19 protein-coding genes are annotated in these 20,270 nt (G+C 57.9%); 5 read left to right on the top strand and 14 right to left on the bottom strand.

Annotated features, from left to right (window positions below; translation table 11 throughout):
- Positions 1–61: 61 nt before the first annotated feature.
- Positions 62–691 carry a 23S rRNA (uridine(2552)-2'-O)-methyltransferase RlmE gene (gene rlmE / locus AK821_RS01870; RefSeq protein ID WP_064387881.1) on the bottom strand — a complete coding sequence of 210 codons (630 nt, stop codon included), beginning with the start codon at positions 689–691 and terminating at the stop codon, positions 62–64.
- Between the two features lie 101 nt (positions 692–792).
- Between rlmE and AK821_RS01865 the strand changes: the two genes are divergently transcribed.
- Positions 793–1,101, top strand: coding sequence for a YhbY family RNA-binding protein (locus AK821_RS01865; protein ID WP_064387880.1), 309 nt, complete (start codon positions 793–795; stop codon positions 1,099–1,101).
- A 9-nt stretch (positions 1,102–1,110) separates the two neighbouring features.
- Here AK821_RS01865 and AK821_RS01860 read toward each other — a convergent pair whose 3' ends face one another.
- The 8 genes from AK821_RS01860 to grpE all read right to left on the bottom strand — a co-directional run bounded on the left by AK821_RS01860 (position 1,111) and on the right by grpE (position 11,586).
- Positions 1,111–1,515 carry a hypothetical protein gene (locus tag AK821_RS01860; protein WP_064387879.1) on the bottom strand — a complete coding sequence of 135 codons (405 nt, stop codon included), beginning with the start codon at positions 1,513–1,515 and terminating at the stop codon, positions 1,111–1,113.
- 28 nt (positions 1,516–1,543) lie between these two features.
- A complete protein-coding gene (greA, locus tag AK821_RS01855; RefSeq protein ID WP_064387939.1) occupies positions 1,544–2,020 on the bottom strand; it encodes a transcription elongation factor GreA in 477 nt (158 codons plus the stop codon).
- A gap of 2 nt (positions 2,021–2,022) precedes the next feature.
- Positions 2,023–5,244 carry a carbamoyl-phosphate synthase large subunit gene (gene carB, locus AK821_RS01850; RefSeq protein WP_064387878.1) on the bottom strand — a complete coding sequence of 1,074 codons (3,222 nt, stop codon included), beginning with the start codon at positions 5,242–5,244 and terminating at the stop codon, positions 2,023–2,025.
- A gap of 125 nt (positions 5,245–5,369) precedes the next feature.
- On the bottom strand, positions 5,370–6,506 hold the full coding sequence (gene carA, locus AK821_RS01845; protein WP_007915228.1) for a glutamine-hydrolyzing carbamoyl-phosphate synthase small subunit: 1,137 nt from the start codon (positions 6,504–6,506) through the stop codon (positions 5,370–5,372).
- A 257-nt stretch (positions 6,507–6,763) separates the two neighbouring features.
- Positions 6,764–7,570, bottom strand: coding sequence for a 4-hydroxy-tetrahydrodipicolinate reductase (gene dapB, locus AK821_RS01840; protein ID WP_008088318.1), 807 nt, complete (start codon positions 7,568–7,570; stop codon positions 6,764–6,766).
- A gap of 9 nt (positions 7,571–7,579) precedes the next feature.
- Positions 7,580–8,704, bottom strand: a complete 1,125-nt coding sequence (gene dnaJ / locus AK821_RS01835) for a molecular chaperone DnaJ (protein ID WP_064387877.1) — start codon at positions 8,702–8,704, stop codon at positions 7,580–7,582.
- Between the two features lie 296 nt (positions 8,705–9,000).
- Positions 9,001–10,917: a molecular chaperone DnaK gene (gene dnaK / locus AK821_RS01830; RefSeq protein ID WP_008088314.1), complete on the bottom strand. Its 1,917-nt coding sequence runs from the start codon at positions 10,915–10,917 to the stop codon at positions 9,001–9,003.
- A 102-nt stretch (positions 10,918–11,019) separates the two neighbouring features.
- Complete coding sequence (grpE, locus tag AK821_RS01825; protein ID WP_064387876.1) at positions 11,020–11,586, bottom strand: nucleotide exchange factor GrpE; 567 nt, start codon at positions 11,584–11,586, stop codon at positions 11,020–11,022.
- A 240-nt stretch (positions 11,587–11,826) separates the two neighbouring features.
- Here grpE and recN point away from each other — a divergent pair, with 240 nt between their 5' ends.
- The gene (gene recN, locus AK821_RS01820; protein ID WP_064387875.1) at positions 11,827–13,500 is read left to right on the top strand and encodes a DNA repair protein RecN; all 1,674 of its coding nucleotides are present in this window, start codon (positions 11,827–11,829) and stop codon (positions 13,498–13,500) included.
- A gap of 75 nt (positions 13,501–13,575) precedes the next feature.
- Here recN and fur read toward each other — a convergent pair whose 3' ends face one another.
- On the bottom strand, positions 13,576–13,980 hold the full coding sequence (fur, locus tag AK821_RS01815; RefSeq protein ID WP_064387874.1) for a ferric iron uptake transcriptional regulator: 405 nt from the start codon (positions 13,978–13,980) through the stop codon (positions 13,576–13,578).
- Between the two features lie 97 nt (positions 13,981–14,077).
- Here fur and AK821_RS01810 point away from each other — a divergent pair, with 97 nt between their 5' ends.
- On the top strand, positions 14,078–14,605 hold the full coding sequence (locus AK821_RS01810) for an outer membrane protein assembly factor BamE (protein WP_064387873.1): 528 nt from the start codon (positions 14,078–14,080) through the stop codon (positions 14,603–14,605).
- A gap of 60 nt (positions 14,606–14,665) precedes the next feature.
- Here AK821_RS01810 and AK821_RS01805 read toward each other — a convergent pair whose 3' ends face one another.
- The 3 genes from AK821_RS01805 to AK821_RS01795 are packed head-to-tail and all read right to left on the bottom strand — an operon-like array spanning position 14,666 to position 16,818.
- Positions 14,666–14,980, bottom strand: coding sequence for an RnfH family protein (locus AK821_RS01805; protein WP_064387872.1), 315 nt, complete (start codon positions 14,978–14,980; stop codon positions 14,666–14,668).
- Complete coding sequence (locus AK821_RS01800) at positions 14,973–15,407, bottom strand: type II toxin-antitoxin system RatA family toxin (RefSeq protein ID WP_016986510.1); 435 nt, start codon at positions 15,405–15,407, stop codon at positions 14,973–14,975. Before AK821_RS01800 ends, AK821_RS01805 begins: the two co-directional genes overlap by 8 nt.
- A 7-nt stretch (positions 15,408–15,414) precedes the next feature.
- Positions 15,415–16,818: a sodium-dependent transporter gene (locus tag AK821_RS01795; RefSeq protein ID WP_064387871.1), complete on the bottom strand. Its 1,404-nt coding sequence runs from the start codon at positions 16,816–16,818 to the stop codon at positions 15,415–15,417.
- 119 nt (positions 16,819–16,937) lie between these two features.
- On the opposite strand from AK821_RS01795, the gene smpB reads away from it, so the two are divergent.
- A complete protein-coding gene (smpB, locus tag AK821_RS01790) occupies positions 16,938–17,420 on the top strand; it encodes an SsrA-binding protein SmpB (protein WP_008088297.1) in 483 nt (160 codons plus the stop codon).
- Between the two features lie 87 nt (positions 17,421–17,507).
- Here the strand turns inward: smpB and AK821_RS01785 are convergent, their stop codons facing one another.
- On the bottom strand, positions 17,508–18,275 hold the full coding sequence (locus AK821_RS01785; protein ID WP_064387870.1) for an FCD domain-containing protein: 768 nt from the start codon (positions 18,273–18,275) through the stop codon (positions 17,508–17,510).
- Between the two features lie 262 nt (positions 18,276–18,537).
- Here AK821_RS01785 and AK821_RS01780 point away from each other — a divergent pair, with 262 nt between their 5' ends.
- A complete protein-coding gene (locus AK821_RS01780) occupies positions 18,538–20,232 on the top strand; it encodes a lactate permease LctP family transporter (RefSeq protein ID WP_064387869.1) in 1,695 nt (564 codons plus the stop codon).
- Positions 20,233–20,270: the final 38 nt, after the last annotated feature.

Here is a 20,270-nt window from a genome sequence, read left to right as displayed (position 1 = left end):
ATTCGTTAATGCTAGCCGGGCGAAATACTAAAAACCTATCACCCCGCATAAAAACCTCGTATTACTCATTACGCCCGCGATAACCCCAAGCCAGCATGTATTGCTCGCGGGAGCTGCCACGAGAGGAGTCCGGCTTGATCATCTGGATCTTGTCGAACTTCTTGCGAGCCTCCTTCAGGTAGACATCAAACCCCTCGCCCTGAAAAATCTTGATCACGAAATTACCACCGGGCTTGAGGATCCGCTCCGCCAGATCAAGCGCCAACTCGCAAAGGAACATGGCTTTTGGCATATCCACTTCAGGCGTACCACTCATATTGGGGGCCATATCGGAAATCACAAGGTCGACCTGCGAATTACCCACGGCCTCAAGGATCTGCGCGAGCACTGCGTCCTCAGTGAAGTCACCCTGAATGAAAGTCACGTCAGGGATGCTGTCCATTTCCAGAATGTCCGAGGCAATCAAACGCCCCTGACCGCCGATCAGACGACTGGTAACCTGCGACCAGCCACCGGGGGCTGCACCCAGGTCGACAACGCTCATGCCAGGACGGATCAGCTTGTATTTCTCCTGGACTTCCAGAAGTTTGTAACTCGCACGCGAGCGGTAGCCATCCTTCTGCGCTTGCTTCACATAAGGATCGTTGACATGTCGTTTCAGCCAACCAAGGCTTGTCTTGGAACGCGCCATTGGGCACCTCGATGATAAGGGTCGTGATTAATTGGGCGGATCCACGAACCCTCGGGTAAAATGGCCGCCATTTTACAGAATCCAGACGAAAGGGTCAGATTATGCCGCTCACTCCAGAGCAGAAGAAACAGTACAAATCCATTGGCCACCACCTGAAGCCGGTTTTGACGGTGGCTGACAACGGTTTGACTGAAGGTGTTTTAGCCGAATTTGAACGCGCCCTGGCGGATCACGAGCTGATCAAGATCAAGCTCAACATCCTCGATCGCGAGTCGCGCCTGGCGCACATCGCAGAGCTGTGCAAGGTTGGCAAAGCAGACCTGGTACAGGTCATCGGCAAGATGGCACTGGTTTACCGCAAGAACTTCAGCGCCAACAAGCAGCTGTCGAACGTTCATCGCTTCAAGTGATGACAAGGGTCAAGGGTGTGCTTCGCGCACCCTGCCACTCCATCCCGGCACCGGCTGCATCACCAGCACCAGCCCGGAAAATCCCAGAACCAGATAACTGAACACCTGCCAGCGCTGCGCATCCGGCCAGCCGACACGCACTGCGACAAACATCGCACACGCATACAACGCCATCAGCAGCACCTGACCGCGAAAATCCCGCCATAGACTGGCAAGGCCCTCGGCCTGTACCAGCACCAAAGCCTGAAAAATAACGCACGCGGCGGCAAAACCCACCACCAGCAGTTCAAATGCACTGGCGACTTCATCGATCAGCAACGGTGCCAGGCCAATCTTGCCCAGCGCCGGCTGCAAACCGAGATGAATCAGCCATAGACCGCCGACCCAAAGCATCTGGGTCAGCTGCCAAAGCATGGCGCCCGCATGCAGCGGGCGCCCTTTTTCAGATGTGACGGACTTCGACAATCTCGTACTCGATCACGCCACCAGGCGTTTTCACAGCGACCACATCGCCCTCTTCCTTACCGATCAAGGCACGGGCCAAAGGCGAGCCGACGGAAATCTTGCCGAGTTTGAAGTCAGCCTCGTCCTCACCCACGATGTGGTAAGTGACGCTTTCATCGGTCTCGACGTTGGCGATTTCGACGGTAGTGCCGAAAATCACCTTGCCGGTGTGAGGAATGGTCGTGACGTCGATAATGACCTGATTCTGAATCCGGCCTTCGATATCACGAATCCGCGCCTCGACCATGCCTTGCTGTTCGCGCGCAGCATGGTATTCAGCGTTTTCTTTCAAGTCACCCAACTCGCGGGCCGTACCGATGTCCTGGCTGAGCTTCGGACGTACGACCTTGGTCAGGTGAGTGTGCTCTTCTTCCAGGGCGCGAGCGCCCTGAACAGTCATTGGGTACTTGGTTATGCTCATGCCTTCAATCCTGCGTGTAGATCCTGCAAGCGGCGCACGGTCTTCTCCGGACCGAACTTCAGCGCTTCACAGATAGCTTCGCCAGCAGCAATGGTGGTGGTGCAGTAAATCTTGTGCTGCAAGGCATTACGACGAATGGAGTACGAATCAGCGATCGACTGACGACCTTCGGTGGTGTTGATGATCAAGGTGACTTCGTCATTCTTGATCATGTCGACCACGTGCGGACGACCCTCGGTCACCTTGTTCACACGGCGCACTTTCAGGCCTGCGGCTTCGATCAGCTTGGCAGTCCCGGCAGTGGCAACCACTTCGAAACCCAAGTTGATCAGATCACGGGCCACGCCTGCAACCAGTGGCTTGTCGTCGTCGCGCACGCTGATGAATGCAGTACCGCCGGTCGGCAGCACTTCGCTGGCGCCCATCTGGGCTTTGGCGAATGCTTCACCGAAGGTGTCACCCACGCCCATCACTTCACCGGTCGACTTCATCTCTGGGCCGAGGATCGGGTCAACGCCAGGGAATTTGGCGAACGGGAAGACCGCCTCTTTCACGCTGTAGAAGTTCGGGATGATTTCTTTGGTGAAGCCGATTTCTTTCAGGGTTTTACCAGCCATCACGCGAGCAGCGATCATGGCCAGGGAAACACCGATGCACTTCGATACGAACGGTACGGTACGCGAAGCGCGCGGGTTGACTTCGATGACGTAGATGTCTTCGCCTTGCAGCGCCAACTGTACGTTCATCAGACCGACAACACCCAGCTCCAGGGCCATTTTCTTGACCTGTTCGCGCATCTCGTCCTGGATATGCACAGGCAGCGAGTACGGCGGCAGGGAGCACGCGGAGTCACCGGAGTGAACGCCAGCCTGTTCGATGTGCTGCATGATTGCGCCGATGACGACGTCTTTACCGTCGCAGACCGCATCCACGTCCATTTCGATGGCGCAGTTGAGGAAGTGGTCGAGCAGCACCGGGCTGTCGTTGGACACTTTCACCGCATCACGCAGGTAGCGCTTGAGCTCTTCTTCTTCGTAGACGATTTCCATTGCGCGGCCACCCAGTACATAGGATGGGCGCACCACCAGCGGATAACCGATCTTGCTGGCAGCACGAATCGCTTCATCTTCGCTGCGCACGGTGGCGTTTGGTGGCTGACGCAGGTTCAGACGCTCAACCATTTGCTGGAAGCGCTCACGGTCTTCAGCGCGGTCGATCGCATCAGGGCTGGTGCCGATGATTGGCACGCCAGCGGCTTCAAGAGCGCGCGCCAGTTTCAGCGGAGTCTGACCGCCGTACTGGACGATTACGCCTTTCGGCTTCTCGACGCGGCAGATTTCCAGCACGTCTTCCAAGGTTACCGATTCGAAGTACAGACGGTCGGAGGTGTCGTAGTCAGTGGAAACGGTTTCCGGGTTGCAGTTGACCATGATGGTTTCGTAGCCGTCTTCGCGCAGCGCGAGAGCAGCGTGAACACAGCAGTAGTCGAACTCGATGCCTTGGCCGATACGGTTCGGGCCACCGCCCAGAATCATGATCTTGTCGCGACCCGACGGCGCGGCTTCGCACTCTTCTTCGTAAGTCGAATAGAGGTAAGCGGTGTCGGTGGCGAACTCGGCGGCGCAGGTGTCAACGCGCTTGTAGACAGGGAACACTTCCAGCTTGTGACGGTGCGTGCGCAGATTCTTCTCGGTCACGCCCAGCAGCTTGGCCAGACGCTGATCGGAGAAGCCTTTGCGCTTGAGTTTGTACATCAGATCGCGGTCGATCGCGGACAGACCGAGGGTCTTGACCTTCTCTTCGTCCTTGATCAGATCTTCGATCTGCACCAGGAACCACGGATCGATCATGTTCATGCCGAAGATTTCTTCGACAGTCATGCCGGCGCGGAAAGCGTCAGCGACGTACCAGATACGCTCGGCGCCCGGCACGGTCAGTTCGCGCTTGAGCACGCTCATGCTTTCCGGGTTGCTCAGGTCAAGCTTCTCGTCCAGACCGCAAACGCCGACTTCCAGACCGCGCAGAGCTTTCTGCAGGGATTCCTGGAAAGTACGGCCGATAGCCATGACTTCACCGACCGACTTCATCTGAGTGGTCAGGCGCGCGTCTGCCTTGGCGAATTTCTCGAAGGCGAAACGTGGCAGCTTGGTGACGACGTAGTCGATCGACGGCTCGAAGGACGCCGGGGTCTTGCCGCCGGTGATGTCGTTCGACAGTTCGTCGAGGGTGTAGCCTACAGCCAGTTTGGCCGCGACTTTGGCGATCGGGAAACCGGTGGCTTTCGAAGCCAGCGCCGAGGAACGCGATACGCGCGGGTTCATTTCGATCACGACCATGCGGCCAGTGTTCGGGCAGATACCGAACTGCACGTTGGAACCGCCAGTCTCGACGCCGATCTCGCGCAGTACCGCCAGGGAGGCGTTACGCAGGATCTGGTATTCCTTGTCGGTCAGGGTCTGCGCTGGAGCCACGGTGATCGAGTCACCGGTGTGCACGCCCATCGGGTCAAAGTTTTCGATCGAGCAGACGATGATGCAGTTGTCCTTTTTGTCGCGGACAACTTCCATCTCATATTCTTTCCAGCCGATCAGCGATTCGTCGATCAGCAGCTCTTTGGTCGGCGACAGGTCCAGACCACGGGCGCAGATTTCTTCGAATTCTTCACGGTTGTACGCGATACCACCACCGGTGCCGCCCATGGTGAAGGAAGGACGGATGATGCACGGGAAGCCCAGGGTTTCGAGGACCGCGTTGGCTTCTTCCATGCTGTGGGCGATGCCGGAACGCGGGCACGCCAGGCCGATGGATTTCATCGCCTTGTCGAAACGCGAACGGTCTTCAGCCTTGTCGATGGTGTCGGCGTTGGCACCGATCATTTCTACGCCGAACTTCTCCAGAACGCCTTCGCGCTCCAGGTCCAGGGCGCAGTTCAGAGCGGTCTGGCCGCCCATGGTTGGCAGCACCGCATCCGGACGCTCTTTTTCGATGATCTTGGCAACGGTCTGCCACTTGATCGGTTCGATGTAGGTGGCGTCGGCCATGTCCGGGTCGGTCATGATGGTGGCCGGGTTGGAGTTCACCAGGATGACGCGGTAACCCTCTTCGCGCAGGGCTTTGCAGGCCTGGGCGCCGGAGTAGTCGAATTCGCAGGCCTGGCCGATAACGATCGGGCCAGCGCCGAGAATCAGGATGCTTTTAATGTCTGTACGTTTTGGCATGGGTTTGTCACTCAAATCCGCAGGTCAGTCGGCAAGCCGTCTTGATCGATTTCTGAAGTCTCGAAGGGGCCGCCGGTGCCGGGGCCGCCCTCGAGGGCTTCTCTCTACAGTCTCAAGGCGAACGCTTAGCGTCGCTTGGCCATCTCGTTGATGAAGCGGTCGAACAGTGGCGCGACGTCGTTCGGGCCCGGGCTCGCTTCAGGGTGACCCTGGAAGCTGAACGCGCTCTTGTCGGTGCGCTCGATGCCTTGCAGGGTGCCGTCGAACAGCGATTTGTGGATCGCACGCACGTTGGCTGGCAGGGTTTCTTCGTCTACCGCAAAACCGTGGTTCTGGCTGGTGATCATCACAACGCCAGTATCCAGATCCTGCACCGGGTGGTTGGCACCGTGGTGGCCATGACCCATTTTCAGGGTCTTGGCGCCGGAGGCCAGTGCCAGCAGTTGGTGACCGAGGCAAATACCGAATACCGGAATTTCGGTTTCCAGCACTTCCTTGATCGCCTTGATCGCGTAGTCGCACGGCTCCGGATCACCCGGGCCGTTGGACAGGAACACGCCGTCCGGCTTCAGTGCCAGTACGTCGGCAGCTGGAGTCTGAGCCGGCACCACGGTGACGCGGCAGCCGCGCTCGACCAGCATGCGCAGGATGTTCACCTTGACGCCGTAGTCGTAGGCAACCACGTGGTAAGGCAGCTCGGAAGCGTCGATGGTCGCGTGGCTGTCGGTCTTCAGATCCCAGACAGTCGAGCGCCATTCATATTGGGTCTTGGTGCTGACGACTTTCGCCAGGTCCATGCCTTTCAGGCCCGGGAAGCCTTGCGCAGCGGCGATGGCCGCTTCTTCGGAGATGTTGTCGCCGGCCATGATGCAGCCGTTCTGAGCGCCTTTTTCACGCAGGATGCGGGTCAGGCGACGGGTGTCGATACCGGCGATTGCCACAACGTTGTTGGCTTTCAGGTAGTCGGACAGGGACATCGTGTTACGCCAGTTGCTCGCCACCAGCGGCAAGTCACGGATGACCAGGCCAGCGGACCAGACGCGGTCGGACTCGGCGTCTTCCGGCGTGGTGCCGGTGTTGCCGATGTGCGGGTAAGTCAGGGTAACGATCTGTTGGGCGTAGGAAGGATCGGTAAGGATTTCCTGATAGCCGGTCATTGCGGTGTTAAACACCACCTCACCAACGGTTTGACCGTCGGCACCAATGGCTTCGCCGCGAAAAATGCTGCCATCAGCAAGGGCAAGTATGGCTGGCTTAGTCAAGAAGACCTCCCGTAAATAACGCATGAAAGGGCGATCGCAGGTTGTAAAAAAGCGGAGTGACGTATGGACACGTCACCCCGCTTCTTCACTGAATTATTCTGCGCGCTTTTAGTGGACACACTAAAGCTGTAGCTTACAGAAAAAGGCTTTTTTGGTCCACCGCTAAAGAGCCTAAAAGGCCGGAGAATGCGACAGGACGTCGGCAAGCGGAGAAAAACCAGCGCAAACAGGGCGTTTGCGCCGGGTTCAGCAATGAATCAGCGCAGATCGAGCACGTCTTGCATGTCGTACAAACCTGGTTCACGACCGTCCAGCCACAGCGCCGCACGCACCGCGCCCTTGGCGAACGTCATGCGGCTCGACGCCTTATGCGTGATCTCCAGACGCTCACCTTCGCAGGCGAACAGCACGGTGTGATCACCCACCACATCACCACCACGCACGGTGGCAAAACCGATGGTTTCACGCTCGCGAGCACCGGTATGACCTTCGCGACCGTAGACCGCAACTTTCTGCAAATCACGATCCAGCGCACTGGCGATCACTTCACCCATGCGCAGGGCCGTACCCGACGGCGCATCGATCTTGTGACGGTGATGGGCTTCGATGATTTCGATGTCCGCTTCATCGCCCAGTACGCGCGCCGCCATATCCAGCAGCTTCAGCGACAGATTGACACCGACACTGAAATTGGCCGCGAATACGATCGGAATGTCCTTGCCCGCCTCGACCAGCAACTGCTTCTGCGCCGCGTCCAGCCCGGTGGTGCCGATAACCATGGCCTTGCCAGCCTTGCGGCAGAAGGCGAGGTTTTTCAGCATCACTTCCGGCAAGGTGAAGTCGATCAGTACGTCGAACTCTTCAGCAACCGCCTCGATATGCCCGGACAGCGGCACGCCGATGCGACCCAGCGAGGCCAACTCACCGGCATCGACGCCGATCAGCGTGCTGCCAGGACGAACCACGGCAGCGGTCAAACCGGTCAGCGGCGCGCGCTGCTGCACGGCCTCGACCAGAATCTTACCCATGCGCCCAGCAGCGCCCATCACAGCTATACGTCGCATGCCGACTCCTTACAGATCGCCGAAGAAGCGCTTCACACCGTCGAACCAACCGGTGGTTTTCGGCGAATGACTGTTGTCGTCCGCCAGCGAGCTGCGGAACTCTTCCAGCAATTCACGCTGACGACGGTTCAGGTTGACCGGCGTCTCGACCGCAACGCGGCACATCAAGTCGCCCGCCCCGCCGCCACGCACCGGCGCCACGCCTTTACCGCGGACACGGAACTGCTTGCCGGTCTGCGTGCCTTCAGGGATTTTCAGTTTGACGCGACCGTCGAGGGTCGGGATTTCCAGCTCGCCACCCAGCGCCGCGTCGACGAAGCTGATCGGCACTTCGCAGAACAGATGCTTGCCGTCACGCGGGAAGATGGCGTGCTCGCGGACATTGATGACCACATACAGGTCGCCAGTCGGACCGCCTTGCGTACCCGCTTCGCCCTCGCCAGACAGACGAATGCGGTCGCCGGTATCGACGCCAGCCGGCACTTTGACCGACAGGGTTTTGTACTCTTCGACGCGACCGTCACCGTGGCAGGAATCGCACGGATCGGAAATGATCTTGCCTTGGCCATGGCAGCGCGGGCAGGTTTGCTGCACCGAGAAGAAGCCTTGTTGCATGCGCACCTGACCAATGCCGCCGCAGGTTGGGCAAGTCGACGGCGACGAGCCTTTCTTCGCGCCAGAGCCATCGCACGGTTTGCAGTTGACCAATGTCGGAACGCGGATATTCACGGTCGTGCCGCGCACCGCTTCTTCCAGATTCAGTTCCAGGGTGTAGCGCAAATCGCTGCCACGCTGAGCACCGCCACGGGAACCGCCGCGACCGCCACCGAAGAAATCACTGAAGACATCACCAAAGATGTCCGAGAAGTTCTGGCCGCCAAAACCGGCACCGCCGCCACCCATGCTCGGGTCGACGCCGGCATGACCGTACTGGTCGTACGCTGCGCGCTTGCTGGAATCAGACAGCACTTCATAGGCCTCATTGGCCTCTTTGAACAGTTCTTCCGACGCTTTGTCATCGGGATTACGGTCCGGGTGGTGCTTCATCGCCAGACGACGGTAAGCCTTTTTCAGGTCCGCATCGCTTGAGCCACGCTCAACACCCAACACTTCGTAATAGTCACGCTTTGCCATAAGTCTTCTGCACTCTTGAGGACGTTCGGCAAACCCCTCCTGAGGATCGCCAAACTCGTTGAGCCCCAATACAGGCCCGGACCCAACTCACGTCAATTCAACGATCCTGGTCTTTGATTCTGCGGTACTTTCGGCGTGAAAAGCAGGAGCATCTTCAGCCATACCGCCAGCATCCGAACGTTGTCGCATGCTGTAAAAATTCGCGTATTCCAGATACGCCAACGCGGGAGCTAGCTCCCGCGCGGCGACATCCTACCAGTCACTGCCTGAAGGCAGTCAACCGGCCGACCAACAACTTACTTGTGGTCTTTGACTTCTTCGAACTCTGCATCGACAACGTCGTCAGCCTTCTCAGCCGATTCGCCTTGCGGGGCTGCGCCATCAGCTGGCTGAGCCTGTTCGGCGTACATCTTCTGAGCAACCGGAGCGGAGACTTTCGACAGCTCTTCAACCTTCGCTTCGATAGCGGCCTTGTCGTCGCCTTTGACAGCGGCTTCCAGAGCAACCACAGCAGCTTCGATCGCAGTCTTCTCTTCAGCGGTGACCTTGTCGCCCGCGTCGGAGATCATTTTGCGCGTCGAGTGAACCAGTGCGTCGCCCTGGTTACGGGCAGCGGCCAGTTCTTCGAACTTGCGATCTTCCTCAGCGTTGGCTTCGGCGTCACGCACCATGCGCTCGATTTCTTCGTCGGACAGGCCGGAGTTGGCCTTGATCACGATCGACTGAGTCTTGCCGGTGGCCTTGTCTTTCGCACCAACGTGCAGGATGCCGTTAGCATCGATGTCGAAGGTCACTTCGATCTGCGGCACGCCACGTGGAGCAGGTGGAATGTCGGCCAGGTCGAACTTGCCCAGGGACTTGTTCTGAGTGGCTTGCTTACGCTCGCCCTGCAGCACGTGAATGGTCACAGCGCCCTGGTTGTCGTCGGCAGTCGAGAACACTTGCGATTTCTTGGTAGGAATCGTGGTGTTTTTCTCGATCAGCGCGGTCATCACGCCCCCCATGGTTTCGATACCCAGGGTCAGCGGGCTGACGTCGAGCAGCAGAACGTCTTTCACGTCACCGGCCAGAACAGCGCCCTGAATCGCAGCACCCATGGCAACAGCTTCGTCCGGGTTAACGTCTTTACGCGCTTCTTTACCGAAGAAATCAGTAACCAGCTTCTGTACCAGCGGCATACGGGTCTGACCACCGACCAGAATCACGTCGTTGATCGCGCCAACATCCAGACCGGCGTCTTTCATGGCGATGCGGCAAGGTTCGATGGTGCGCTGAACCAGGTCTTCAACCAGTGCTTCGAGCTTGGCACGCGAGATCTTCACGTTCAGGTGTTTAGGACCGGTTGCGTCTGCAGTGATGTACGGCAGGTTGACGTCGGTCGACTGAGCGGACGACAGCTCGATCTTGGCTTTCTCAGCGGCTTCTTTCAGGCGCTGCATGGCCAGCGGGTCACCTTTGAGGTTCATGCCGCTTTCTTTCTTGAATTCGTCGACGAGGTAGTCGATCAGACGAATGTCAAAGTCTTCACCGCCGAGGAACGTGTCACCGTTGGTCGCCAGTACTTCGAACTGATGCTCGCCATCAACTTCAGCGATCTCGATCACGGAAACGTCGAACGTACCGCCACCCAGGTCATAAACGATCACGGTGTGATCGCCCTTGGCCTTGTCCATACCGTAAGCCAGAGCAGCTGCGGTTGGTTCGTTGATGATACGTTTTACGTCCAGACCGGCGATGCGGCCGGCGTCTTTGGTCGCCTGACGCTGGCTGTCGTTGAAGTAGGCCGGAACGGTGATCACCGCTTCAGTCACTGGCTCGCCGAGGTAGTCTTCGGCGGTCTTCTTCATTTTCTTCAGAATTTCAGCCGAGATTTGTGGCGGTGCCATTTTCTGGCCGTTCACTTCTACCCAGGCGTCGTTGTTGTCAGCCTTGACGATCTTGTAAGGGACCATCTGGATGTCTTTCTGCACAACTTCTTCGTCAAAACGACGACCGATCAGACGCTTTACTGCGTACAGAGTGTTGTGCGGGTTGGTCACGGCCTGACGCTTGGCCGACTGACCTACGAGGATTTCGCCATCGTTGGCGTAAGCGATGATCGACGGCGTGGTACGCGCGCCTTCAGCGTTTTCGATAACTTTTGCTTTGCCGTTTTCCAGCACGGAGACGCAGGAGTTGGTGGTCCCCAGGTCGATACCGATAATTTTGCCCATGTTAACTCTCCCGAAACTTTTGATTTTGTTGCCGCAGCAGTGGTGGCTAACTGCGGTAATACTTAAACGCTTGACTTCTAAATGGGGGCCTTGCGGCTAATTTCAAGCCTTCTCGTCAATCGAAGGCGAAATTGGCGCAGGCGCCTTGCTGACCACAACCATGGCCGGGCGCAACAGGCGACCGTTGAGCTGGTAGCCCTTCTGAAACACCTTCAGAACACTGTTCGGTTCTACGTCGGCGCTTTCCTGCATGGCCATCGCCTGGTGGTGAACGGCGTTGAACGGTTCGCCATGCGGATCGATCGCTTCAAGCTGATAACGCTTGAGGGTGTCATGGAACATTTTCAGCGTCAGCTCGATGCCTTCGCGCATCGGACGGATGCTTTCATCGTCCGGGTTCGACAGCTCAAGGCCGCGCTCCAGGCTGTCGACGATCGGCAGCAGGTCGCTGGCAAATTTTTCCAGGGCAAACTTGTGCGCCTTTTCGACGTCCTGCTCGGCCCGACGACGGACATTCTGCAGATCGGCAGCTACACGCAGAGACTGATCCTGCGCGGCGGCCAATTGCTCTTCGAGCACTTGTACACGGGTCGCCAGGTCATCACCCGAACCTTCGGGCGCCTGATTGGCTTCTGGGTTTTGCGTATCTACTGTCTGTTCGTCAGCCATAGAATTCTCCTTTCAATTTCGTCCGCGAGCCTGACTCGCGCTTCTGCCCCGATATATGGGGCCGCAAAATCAGGCTTCAAGGGTCTTCAAGCATTAACCCTACAAAAAAGTGCCGCATTCTCATTCCCCGATGCACTAAGAACATTTTCAGTTCAAGCAAATCGAGCTAAGGGCAGGCATTGTCAGCCAGAAACAAAACACTGTATAAATAACCAGACCTAAAGCCTGGGAGCGGCCTTTATGCTGGTGCACCTGTCCGTACACAACTACGCCATCGTTGAACATCTCGATCTCGAACTTGATCGCGGGATGAGCGTGATCACAGGGGAAACCGGCGCCGGCAAGTCGATCATGCTCGACGCGCTGGGCCTGACGCTCGGCGATCGCGCCGACAGTGGCGTGGTTCGCCCCGGCGCTGACAAGGCCGACATTCTCGCGACTTTCGATCTGGTCGACATTCCCGAAGCCAGCGCCTGGCTGGCCGAGCGCGATCTGGACATCGACGGGCCGTGCATCCTGCGCCGCGTCATTACCAGCGAAGGTCGTTCGCGCGGCTATATCAACGGCACACCCTGCCCGCTTGGCGATCTGAAAGCACTCGGCGAATTGTTGATAGATATCCACAGCCAGCACGAACACCAGTCCCTGCTGAAAACCGATACCCATCGGCGCTTGCTGGATGAATACGCCGGTGCCACCGATCTGGCGCGCCAGGTGCACCTCGCCGCCCAGCGCTGGCGCCAGACCCGCCAGGAGCTGGAGCGTCTCTCCAATTCCGGCGACGAACAACGCGCGCGCCATCAACTGCTCAGCTACCAGCTCGAAGAGCTGGAAAACCTCGGCCTCGGCGATAACGAGCTTGAGCAGTTGGAGCAGGAACACAAAAACCTGACCAACGCTGAGACCTTGCTGGGCATTTGCCGGCAAGTGGTCGAGCAATGCAGTGAAAGCGATTCCGGCAATGTCTTGAACGCTCTGACTGCGAGCCTCAATCGCCTGTCGAGCGTGAATAACTCGGTTGGCGCACTGGGTGAGGCCAGCAGCCTGCTGACCAGCGCGCAGATTCAGGTCGAAGAGGCCGTCGGCGAACTCAATCGTTTCCTCGATAACTTCGATGCCGATCCGGCGCGTCTGCAGTATCTGGAAGAGCGCCTCGACGCTATCTATACCCTGGCGCGCAAACACCGGATTCAACCGGCAGAAGTCGCAGAAATGCAGCAAAAGTTGCTGGATGAAATCGAAACCCTCAACGCAAATGACGAATCCATTGAGCGCTTGGGTGAAGAGCTGGCCTCCTATGCCCGGCACTATCAAGAAAAGGCTCGGGAACTGAGCGATCTGCGCCACCAGGCTGCTGGCAGTCTCGCCAGCGCGGTTGAACAGGAGATTCAGCGACTGGGCATGCCTGGCGGTCGATTCACTATCGAATTGAAGGCCAACAGTAGCGACGAGTTGCTGCCCAATGGACTGGAGCAGGTCGAGTTGCTCGTCAGCGCTAACCCGGGCCAGCCTCTAAAGGCGCTCGCGAAAGTCGCTTCCGGCGGTGAACTGTCGCGGATCAGCCTGGCGATTCAGGTGATTACCGCGCAGACGTCCCGCGTTCCAACGCTGGTTTTTGACGAAGTCGACGTTGGTATCGGTGGCCCGACCGCTGAAATTGTCGGCCAATTGTTGCGTCGACTCGGTGAGCGCGGACAAGTATTGACGGTGACGCACTTGCCGCAAGTCGCGGCGCAAGGCCATCAGCATCTGTTTGTGCACAAGGTGCGCGGCGAACAGGCTACGCACACTGCCGTATCCAAACTGAGCAAGAACGATCGCATAGAAGAAGTTGCGCGGATGCTTGGTGGTATCGATCTGACCAAGGAATCACTCGCCCATGCGAAGAAGATGGTCATTACCGCGAAGGTTTGAAAACGACAGAAAGCACGAAGGCGACCCTGGGGTCGCCTTCGTTCGTTTCGCGAATCTGAAATTCGCGCGACATGCTTACTTTTTCTTGCGGATGTACAGCACCAGGTTGTGATCCACCAACTCGACACCGTGCTCCTCGGCAATTGCCTTCTGGAGTTTTTCGATTTCCGGGCTGACGAATTCGACAACCTCACCGGTCTCCACATCGACCATATGGTCGTGGTGACCGCCATCAGCCAGCTCGAAGACCGCGTGGCCGCCGTCGAAGTTGTGACGGACCACGAGGCCAGCCGCTTCGAACTGGGTCAGAACACGGTAAACCGTGGCCAGACCGACGTCCTCGCCAGCTTCCATCAACGCCTTGTAGACGTCCTCGGCACTCATGTGACGCTGCTCGGTGGAGTCGAGCATTTGCAGGATCTTGACCCGTGGCAGGGTCACTTTAAGGCCGGCTTTGCGTAGTTCGCTATTTTCAACCATGGTCAGCTTTCTCGCGATGCTGCTTCGCAGCTTCTCTTAATGCGGGTATGATCGGCGTTTACGTTGTCCCAGCCAAGATAGTGGAAGTCGCCCACCGATGCAAAACACCAAGCTCTTGCTAACCAGTTTCACCTTTGTGGGACTGCTCGCACTCGCCGGTTGTTCATTCCCCGGGGTTTACAAAATCGACATCCAGCAGGGCAATGTCGTCACGCAGGATATGATAGACCAGTTACGCCCGGGAATGACCCGGCCGCAAGTACGGTTTATCATGGGTAACCCCCTGCTGACCGACACGTTCCATGCCGATCGCTGGGATTATCTGTACAGCCTGCAACCGGGTGGCGGTGAACGCCAACAGGAACGCGTCAGCGTTATTTTCAACTCAAACGACCAGCTTGTCAGCCTGTCGGGTGACTTCATGCCCGGCGTCAGCCGTGACGAAGCCATTCTCGGCAAGGACAGCGGCACTTCTGTGACCGCTCCTGCTGAAAACGCCGAGAAGCCAGAACCGGAAAAACCGGTCAAGCCAGGTTCCTTGCTGGATCAGATCCAGAAGGACGTCGATGGCGTGGAAACCGTTCCGGTTCCAACGCCAGAGCCCCTGGACACCTCGCCGCAATAATTTGCGACGCAATAAAAAACCCGGAAACTCCGGGTTTTTTATTGTCTGCGATTTGGCTTTTTACGCGTTTCTAGTCTTGGCTTCGGCAGCCTTGGCCGCTCGCAAGCGTCGAACCTCTTTAGGATCGGCGAGCAATGGGCGATAAATCTCGATGCGATCTCCCGCCTGAATCACCCGCGAACCCGGGTCAGAGACTACTTTTCCAAAGATGCCCAGCGGGCACTCCGCCAGATTCAGCTCAGGAAATTCGCTATCAATACCCGATGCAAACACCGCAGCCCGCACCGTCGCGCCTTCTTTTACGCTGACAGCGCGTAAAACCTGACGATTCACAGCCGCGTATACCACCTCTATCTCGATCACTGACTCAACCATGCATCTGCTTGGCGCGCTGACAGAACGCGTCCACCAGCGTATTCGCGGCCTGATTGAACAGCGGCCCCAACGTCGCGCGCACCAGCGGCCCGGCATAGTCGAACGACAGATCCAGGCTGATCTTGCAGGCCTTCTCGTTCAACACCTTGAACACCCAGACGCCGTGCAGTTGATTGAACGGCCCTTCTTCCAGGTTCATTTCGATCGACTGCCCCGGCACCAACGTATTGCGCGTCACAAAATGTTGACTGAGACCGCCCTTGGCCACGCCAACACTGGCGCGCATATGCTCCGGCGAGCTTTCCAGCACCTCAGCCGAAGAGCACCACGGCAGAAATTCCGGGTAACGCGCCACGTCGTTGACCAGGTCATAGAGAAATTGCGCCGGGTACGGCAGCAGCGCTGATCGTTGAATATGTGTCGTCATGTAAGCGTTACTTCCAGAGCTGAGCGGCAAACACTACAAGAATGCCGATGGGCGCCACGTAGCGCATCAAGAACAAAGACAGGGCAAACAGCGCCGGGTTACGGATCGACAGTTCGTCGCGTACCGCTTCACGCCCCATCACCCATCCGGCAAACAGCACAAAACACAGGCCACCGAGCGGCAACATGATCCGCGAGGTGAAGAAATCGATCACGCCAAAGAAGTCCAGACCACCCTGCGCACCCCATTGGTAGAGGTGGAACATCCCGCCTTCGTTCACGAAAAATTTGGCTTCCTTCCAGATATTGAAGGAGAACACCGTGCCCAGACCGACGAACCAGCAGATGAACGCCAGCCAGAAAGTCACCCATGCGCGACTGACTTTCGTGCGCTCAACCAGATAGGCAACCATCGGCTCGAGCAACGAAATCGCCGAACTCCATGCCGCAATCGCCACCAGCACAAAGAACACCACGCCCATCAACTGACCGAAAGCCACATTACCAAAGGCAAATGGCAGACTGACGAACATCAAGCCAGGCCCTTCACTAGGATTCAGGCCTCCGGCAAACACAATCGGGAATAAGGCCAGACCGGCGACCAGCGACACAAAGGTATCCAGCAGTGCTACACCGACAACCGTGCCCGACAACGACGAACTCTTCGGCATGTAAGCGCCGTAGATCATGATCGAGCCGACACCAACGCTCAGCGAGAAGAACGCGTGCCCCATCGCTGGCAACAGACCATCGAGAACTTTTTCCGGGTGGAAGTCGAACATGAAATGCACGCCCTCCATGAAATGCCCGGTGGTCATGCTGTAACCCAGCAGCACCAGGATCATCACGAACAGCAGCGGCATCATGATGCGCAGGCTGCGCTCAAGCCCGGCGACCACGCCTTTGGCGATGACGAAGGCCGACAACAGCATGAAAATCGTATGCCAAAGTGTCAGGCGCCATGGGTTGGAGATGACATTGCCGAAATAAGCGCCGACCTGATCGGCCGTCGCGCCCTGGAAATCACCGCGGCCCATGTCGACGATGTAGTCCAGCGACCAACCGCCAACCACGCTATAGAAAGACAGGATCAGCAACGCCGTGATCATCCCGGCAAACGCCCCCCACGACCATTTGCCCGAGTGCCCGGCTTCCAGCGCCAGCACCTTCAAGGCGTTCGCCGGACTTTGCCGGGCGCGCCGACCGATCAGGGTTTCAGCGAGCATGACCGGGATGCCGATCAGTGCGATGCACGCCAGAAACATCAGTACAAACGCACCGCCGCCGTAGACCCCGACCATGTAGGGGAACTTCCAGATACTACCCAGTCCCACGGCCGAACCGGTCGCGGCGAGTATGAATACCCAGCGGCTAGCCCAACTGCCGTGGACAGAAACCTTGTCTGTCGACATCGTTTATCACGCCCAAGCGTTAGAAAAAGAGGCCGCATTGTCCGGGATTCACTCAACCTGCTCAAGCACGCAGCATCACCGTAGCCGACAGCCGTTTATCTCCATATAATGCCGCCCCTATGGCTAAACAGAAGAAACACCCAACAGGGACCATCGCGCAGAACAAAAAGGCGCGACACGATTACTTCATCGAGCACAAGTTCGAGGCTGGTCTGGTCCTGGCCGGCTGGGAAGTAAAAAGTCTGCGGGCAAGCAAGCTACAGCTGGTTGACAGCTATGTCCTGCTCAAGGATGGCGAAGCGTGGCTGCTGGGTAGCCACATCACGCCTCTGATGACCGCAAGCACCCACGTCATCGCCGACCCGGTGCGCACACGCAAACTGCTGCTCAACCGCCGCGAGCTGGAAAAGCTTGCAGCGATGGTGCAGCAGAAGGGTTACGCCTGCGTCTGCCTGTCCTGGTACTGGAGCAAGCACATGGTCAAGTGCGAGATTGCTCTGGGCAAGGGCAAGAAGGAATACGACAAGCGTGATACCGAACGTGAGCGCGATGCCGGTCGTGAACTGCAGCGTGCAGTACGCAACAAGGGCAAGGAAGACTAAAAGATCGCAGCCTTCGGCAGCTCCTACAGGGAAACGCAAATTTCTGTGTAGGAGCTGCCGCAGGCTGCGATCTTTTGCTTTAAAAAATCACATCCCCTTGCGCCGCTCCGCTCGAGCCATGCGCTGAACCTCCTGGCGCACCTCTTCCAGCACTTCCTGCACATACAAAATATGTCGGCTAGAGACTTCCCGCGCCTGCTCCGCGCGTCCTTCGACGATCGCCAGATACAATTCCCGATGCTGAGTGATCAGCATGTCACGGGTTTCCGTGCGCTGCTTGTACATGCCGCCGATGTTGGTCACCACGTTGCGCTTGAGCAGATCGAACAAGCCACGAATGGTGTGCAGCAGCACTGCGTTATGGCTGGCTTCAGCAATCGCCAGGTGAAACTTCGCATCTGCCGCCCCCTCTTCCGCTCGACTGACTTCGTCGTGACGCGAGTAGCAATCCTGCAATTCTTCAAACGCCGCCGTCAGCCGCTCGCGATCAACATCAGTCGCACGCAATGCTGCGTAATAGGCGCACGATGCCTCCAGGGTGTGGCGAAATTCGAGCAAATCACGCTGTGCCTCGGGGTTGCTTTCGAGCAATTGCAGCAGCGGATCGCTGAACGTTGAGCCCAGACTCTCGACCACGTAATTGCCGCCGCCCTGCCGGCTGACCAGCAGGCCTTTCGCCGCCAGTTTCTGGATCGCTTCACGCAGCGACGGCCGTGATACGCCAAATTGTTCGGCCAGCGTGCGCTCAGCCGGAAGCCGTTCACCGGACTTCAGCGTGCCCTCAAGGATCATCCCCTCAAGCCGCTCAACAATATCGTCAGACAAACGGCGCTGCCGAATCTGATCAAACCCCATAACTCATTTCTCCACGATCCCGACCGCTCGCCGGGCTCTCTATTCTGGCCTATCGGCGCCTTGTCGACACCTACCAGACGCCACTTGCCGAAACCGGATCAGTTGCCATCTGCACCGCTTGTTCGACAAAAGTTTCAGCGCGGCAAATTGACACACCGACATCAAGGCTTTTACCCTAGCCAACAGCGATTGTAAATTGGTCTTACCAATTATCCAAGAACGCTGACAGTGCCTGACCAACAACAATTAGGGGCCACCCCATATGCAAACCTGGCAACAGCTCTACAGCCCGCTCGGCAGTCTCGGCGTGTCCGCACTCGCGGCCGTCATTCCCATCGTTTTCTTCTTTCTCGCGCTGGCGGTGTTCCGCCTCAAAGGCCACGTGGCCGGCAGCATTACCCTCGCCCTGTCGATTGCCGTGGCGATCTTCGCGTTTCAGATGCCGGTGGACATGGCTTTCGCCGCCGCCGGTTATGGTTTCGCCTACGGTCTGTGGCCGATTGCCTGGATCATTGTCGCAGCGGTGTTCCTCTACAAACTGACGGTCAAAAGTGGTCAGTTCGAGGTCATTCGCAGCTCGGTGTTATCGATTACTGACGACCAGCGCCTGCAAGTGCTGCTGATCGGTTTCTGCTTCGGTGCGTTCCTGGAAGGTGCCGCCGGTTTCGGCGCTCCGGTGGCGATTACTGCCGCACTTCTTGTCGGGCTGGGCTTCAATCCGTTGTACGCCGCCGGCCTGTGCCTGATCGCCAATACCGCGCCGGTTGCATTCGGCGCCTTGGGGATTCCGATCATCGTCGCAGGCCAGGTGACCGGCATCGATGCATTCAAAATCGGCGCCATGACCGGTCGCCAGTTGCCGCTGCTGTCGCTGTTCGTGCCGTTCTGGCTGGTGTTCATGATGGATGGTCTGCGTGGCGTGCGCGAAACCTGGCCCGCGGCACTGATTGCCGGCCTGAGCTTCGCCATCACTCAATACTTCACCTCGAACTTCATCGGCCCAGAGCTGCCGGACATCACTTCGGCGCTAGCGAGCCTGATCTCCCTGACCCTGTTCCTGAAAGTCTGGCAGCCGAAACGCACAGCAGGTGCGCAGATCGCTGGCGCCACATCCAGTGCTGCAATCACCGCCAGCGTCGGTGGCTTCGGCCAGAAGCGTACGACCGTGGCGTCGCCTTACAGTCTCGGGGAAATTTTCAAGGCCTGGTCGCCGTTCCTGATCCTCACCGTGCTGGTAACGATCTGGACGTTGAAACCTTTCAAAGCGATGTTCGCCGCCGGCGGCTCGATGTACAGCTGGGTGTTCAACTTCGCGATTCCGCACCTTGATCAACTGGTGATCAAAACCGCACCGATCGTAGCTGCTCCAACAGCAATCCCGGCCGTGTTCAAACTCGACCCGATTTCCGCGACCGGCACCGCTATTTTCTTCTCTGCGCTGATCTCGATGCTGGTGCTGAAGATCAATTTCAAAACTGGTCTTACCACTTTCAAAGAAACCTTCTACGAACTGCGCTGGCCAATCCTGTCGATCGGCATGGTGCTGGCGTTTGCCTTCGTCACCAACTACTCCGGCATGTCTTCGACCATGGCCCTGGTATTGGCCGGCACGGGCGCGGCGTTCCCGTTCTTCTCGCCATTCCTTGGTTGGTTGGGCGTGTTCCTCACCGGTTCGGATACCTCTTCGAACGCCCTGTTCAGTTCGTTGCAGGCGACCACTGCGCATCAAATCGGCGTCAACGACACCTTGCTGGTGGCGGCCAATACCAGTGGCGGCGTGACCGGCAAGATGATCTCGCCACAATCGATCGCCGTGGCCTGCGCAGCGACCGGCCTGGTGGGCAAGGAATCGGATCTGTTCCGCTTCACCCTCAAGCACAGCCTATTCTTTGCAACGATTGTCGGCCTGATCACCCTGGCTCAGGCCTACTGGTTCACCGGCATGCTGGTGCACTAAACCTGCAAGACGCCTACAAGAAGCACAGAAAAAACCGA

Origin of the sequence: Pseudomonas sp. RIT-PI-r, from assembly GCF_001297015.1 — a bacterium.
Classification (GTDB): Bacteria; Pseudomonadota; Gammaproteobacteria; order Pseudomonadales; family Pseudomonadaceae; genus Aquipseudomonas.
This window is presented reverse-complemented; position numbering and strand designations above follow the sequence as displayed.

Bases quoted from the DNA above. Each gene is read 5' to 3' on its own strand.
- rlmE (WP_064387881.1), bottom strand. From the start codon at position 691: ATGGCGCGTTCCAAGACAAGCCTTGGTTGGCTGAAACGACATGTCAAC.
- AK821_RS01865 (WP_064387880.1), top strand. From the start codon at position 793: ATGCCGCTCACTCCAGAGCAGAAGAAACAGTACAAATCCATTGGCCAC.
- AK821_RS01860 (WP_064387879.1), bottom strand. From the start codon at position 1,515: ATGCTTTGGCAGCTGACCCAGATGCTTTGGGTCGGCGGTCTATGGCTG.
- carB (WP_064387878.1), bottom strand. From the start codon at position 5,244: ATGCCAAAACGTACAGACATTAAAAGCATCCTGATTCTCGGCGCTGGC.
- dapB (WP_008088318.1), bottom strand. From the start codon at position 7,570: ATGCGACGTATAGCTGTGATGGGCGCTGCTGGGCGCATGGGTAAGATT.
- dnaJ (WP_064387877.1), bottom strand. From the start codon at position 8,704: ATGGCAAAGCGTGACTATTACGAAGTGTTGGGTGTTGAGCGTGGCTCA.
- dnaK (WP_008088314.1), bottom strand. From the start codon at position 10,917: ATGGGCAAAATTATCGGTATCGACCTGGGGACCACCAACTCCTGCGTC.
- grpE (WP_064387876.1), bottom strand. From the start codon at position 11,586: ATGGCTGACGAACAGACAGTAGATACGCAAAACCCAGAAGCCAATCAG.
- recN (WP_064387875.1), top strand. From the start codon at position 11,827: ATGCTGGTGCACCTGTCCGTACACAACTACGCCATCGTTGAACATCTC.
- fur (WP_064387874.1), bottom strand. From the start codon at position 13,980: ATGGTTGAAAATAGCGAACTACGCAAAGCCGGCCTTAAAGTGACCCTG.
- AK821_RS01810 (WP_064387873.1), top strand. From the start codon at position 14,078: ATGCAAAACACCAAGCTCTTGCTAACCAGTTTCACCTTTGTGGGACTG.
- AK821_RS01805 (WP_064387872.1), bottom strand. From the start codon at position 14,980: ATGGTTGAGTCAGTGATCGAGATAGAGGTGGTATACGCGGCTGTGAAT.
- AK821_RS01800 (WP_016986510.1), bottom strand. From the start codon at position 15,407: ATGACGACACATATTCAACGATCAGCGCTGCTGCCGTACCCGGCGCAA.
- AK821_RS01795 (WP_064387871.1), bottom strand. From the start codon at position 16,818: ATGTCGACAGACAAGGTTTCTGTCCACGGCAGTTGGGCTAGCCGCTGG.
- smpB (WP_008088297.1), top strand. From the start codon at position 16,938: ATGGCTAAACAGAAGAAACACCCAACAGGGACCATCGCGCAGAACAAA.
- AK821_RS01785 (WP_064387870.1), bottom strand. From the start codon at position 18,275: ATGGGGTTTGATCAGATTCGGCAGCGCCGTTTGTCTGACGATATTGTT.
- AK821_RS01780 (WP_064387869.1), top strand. From the start codon at position 18,538: ATGCAAACCTGGCAACAGCTCTACAGCCCGCTCGGCAGTCTCGGCGTG.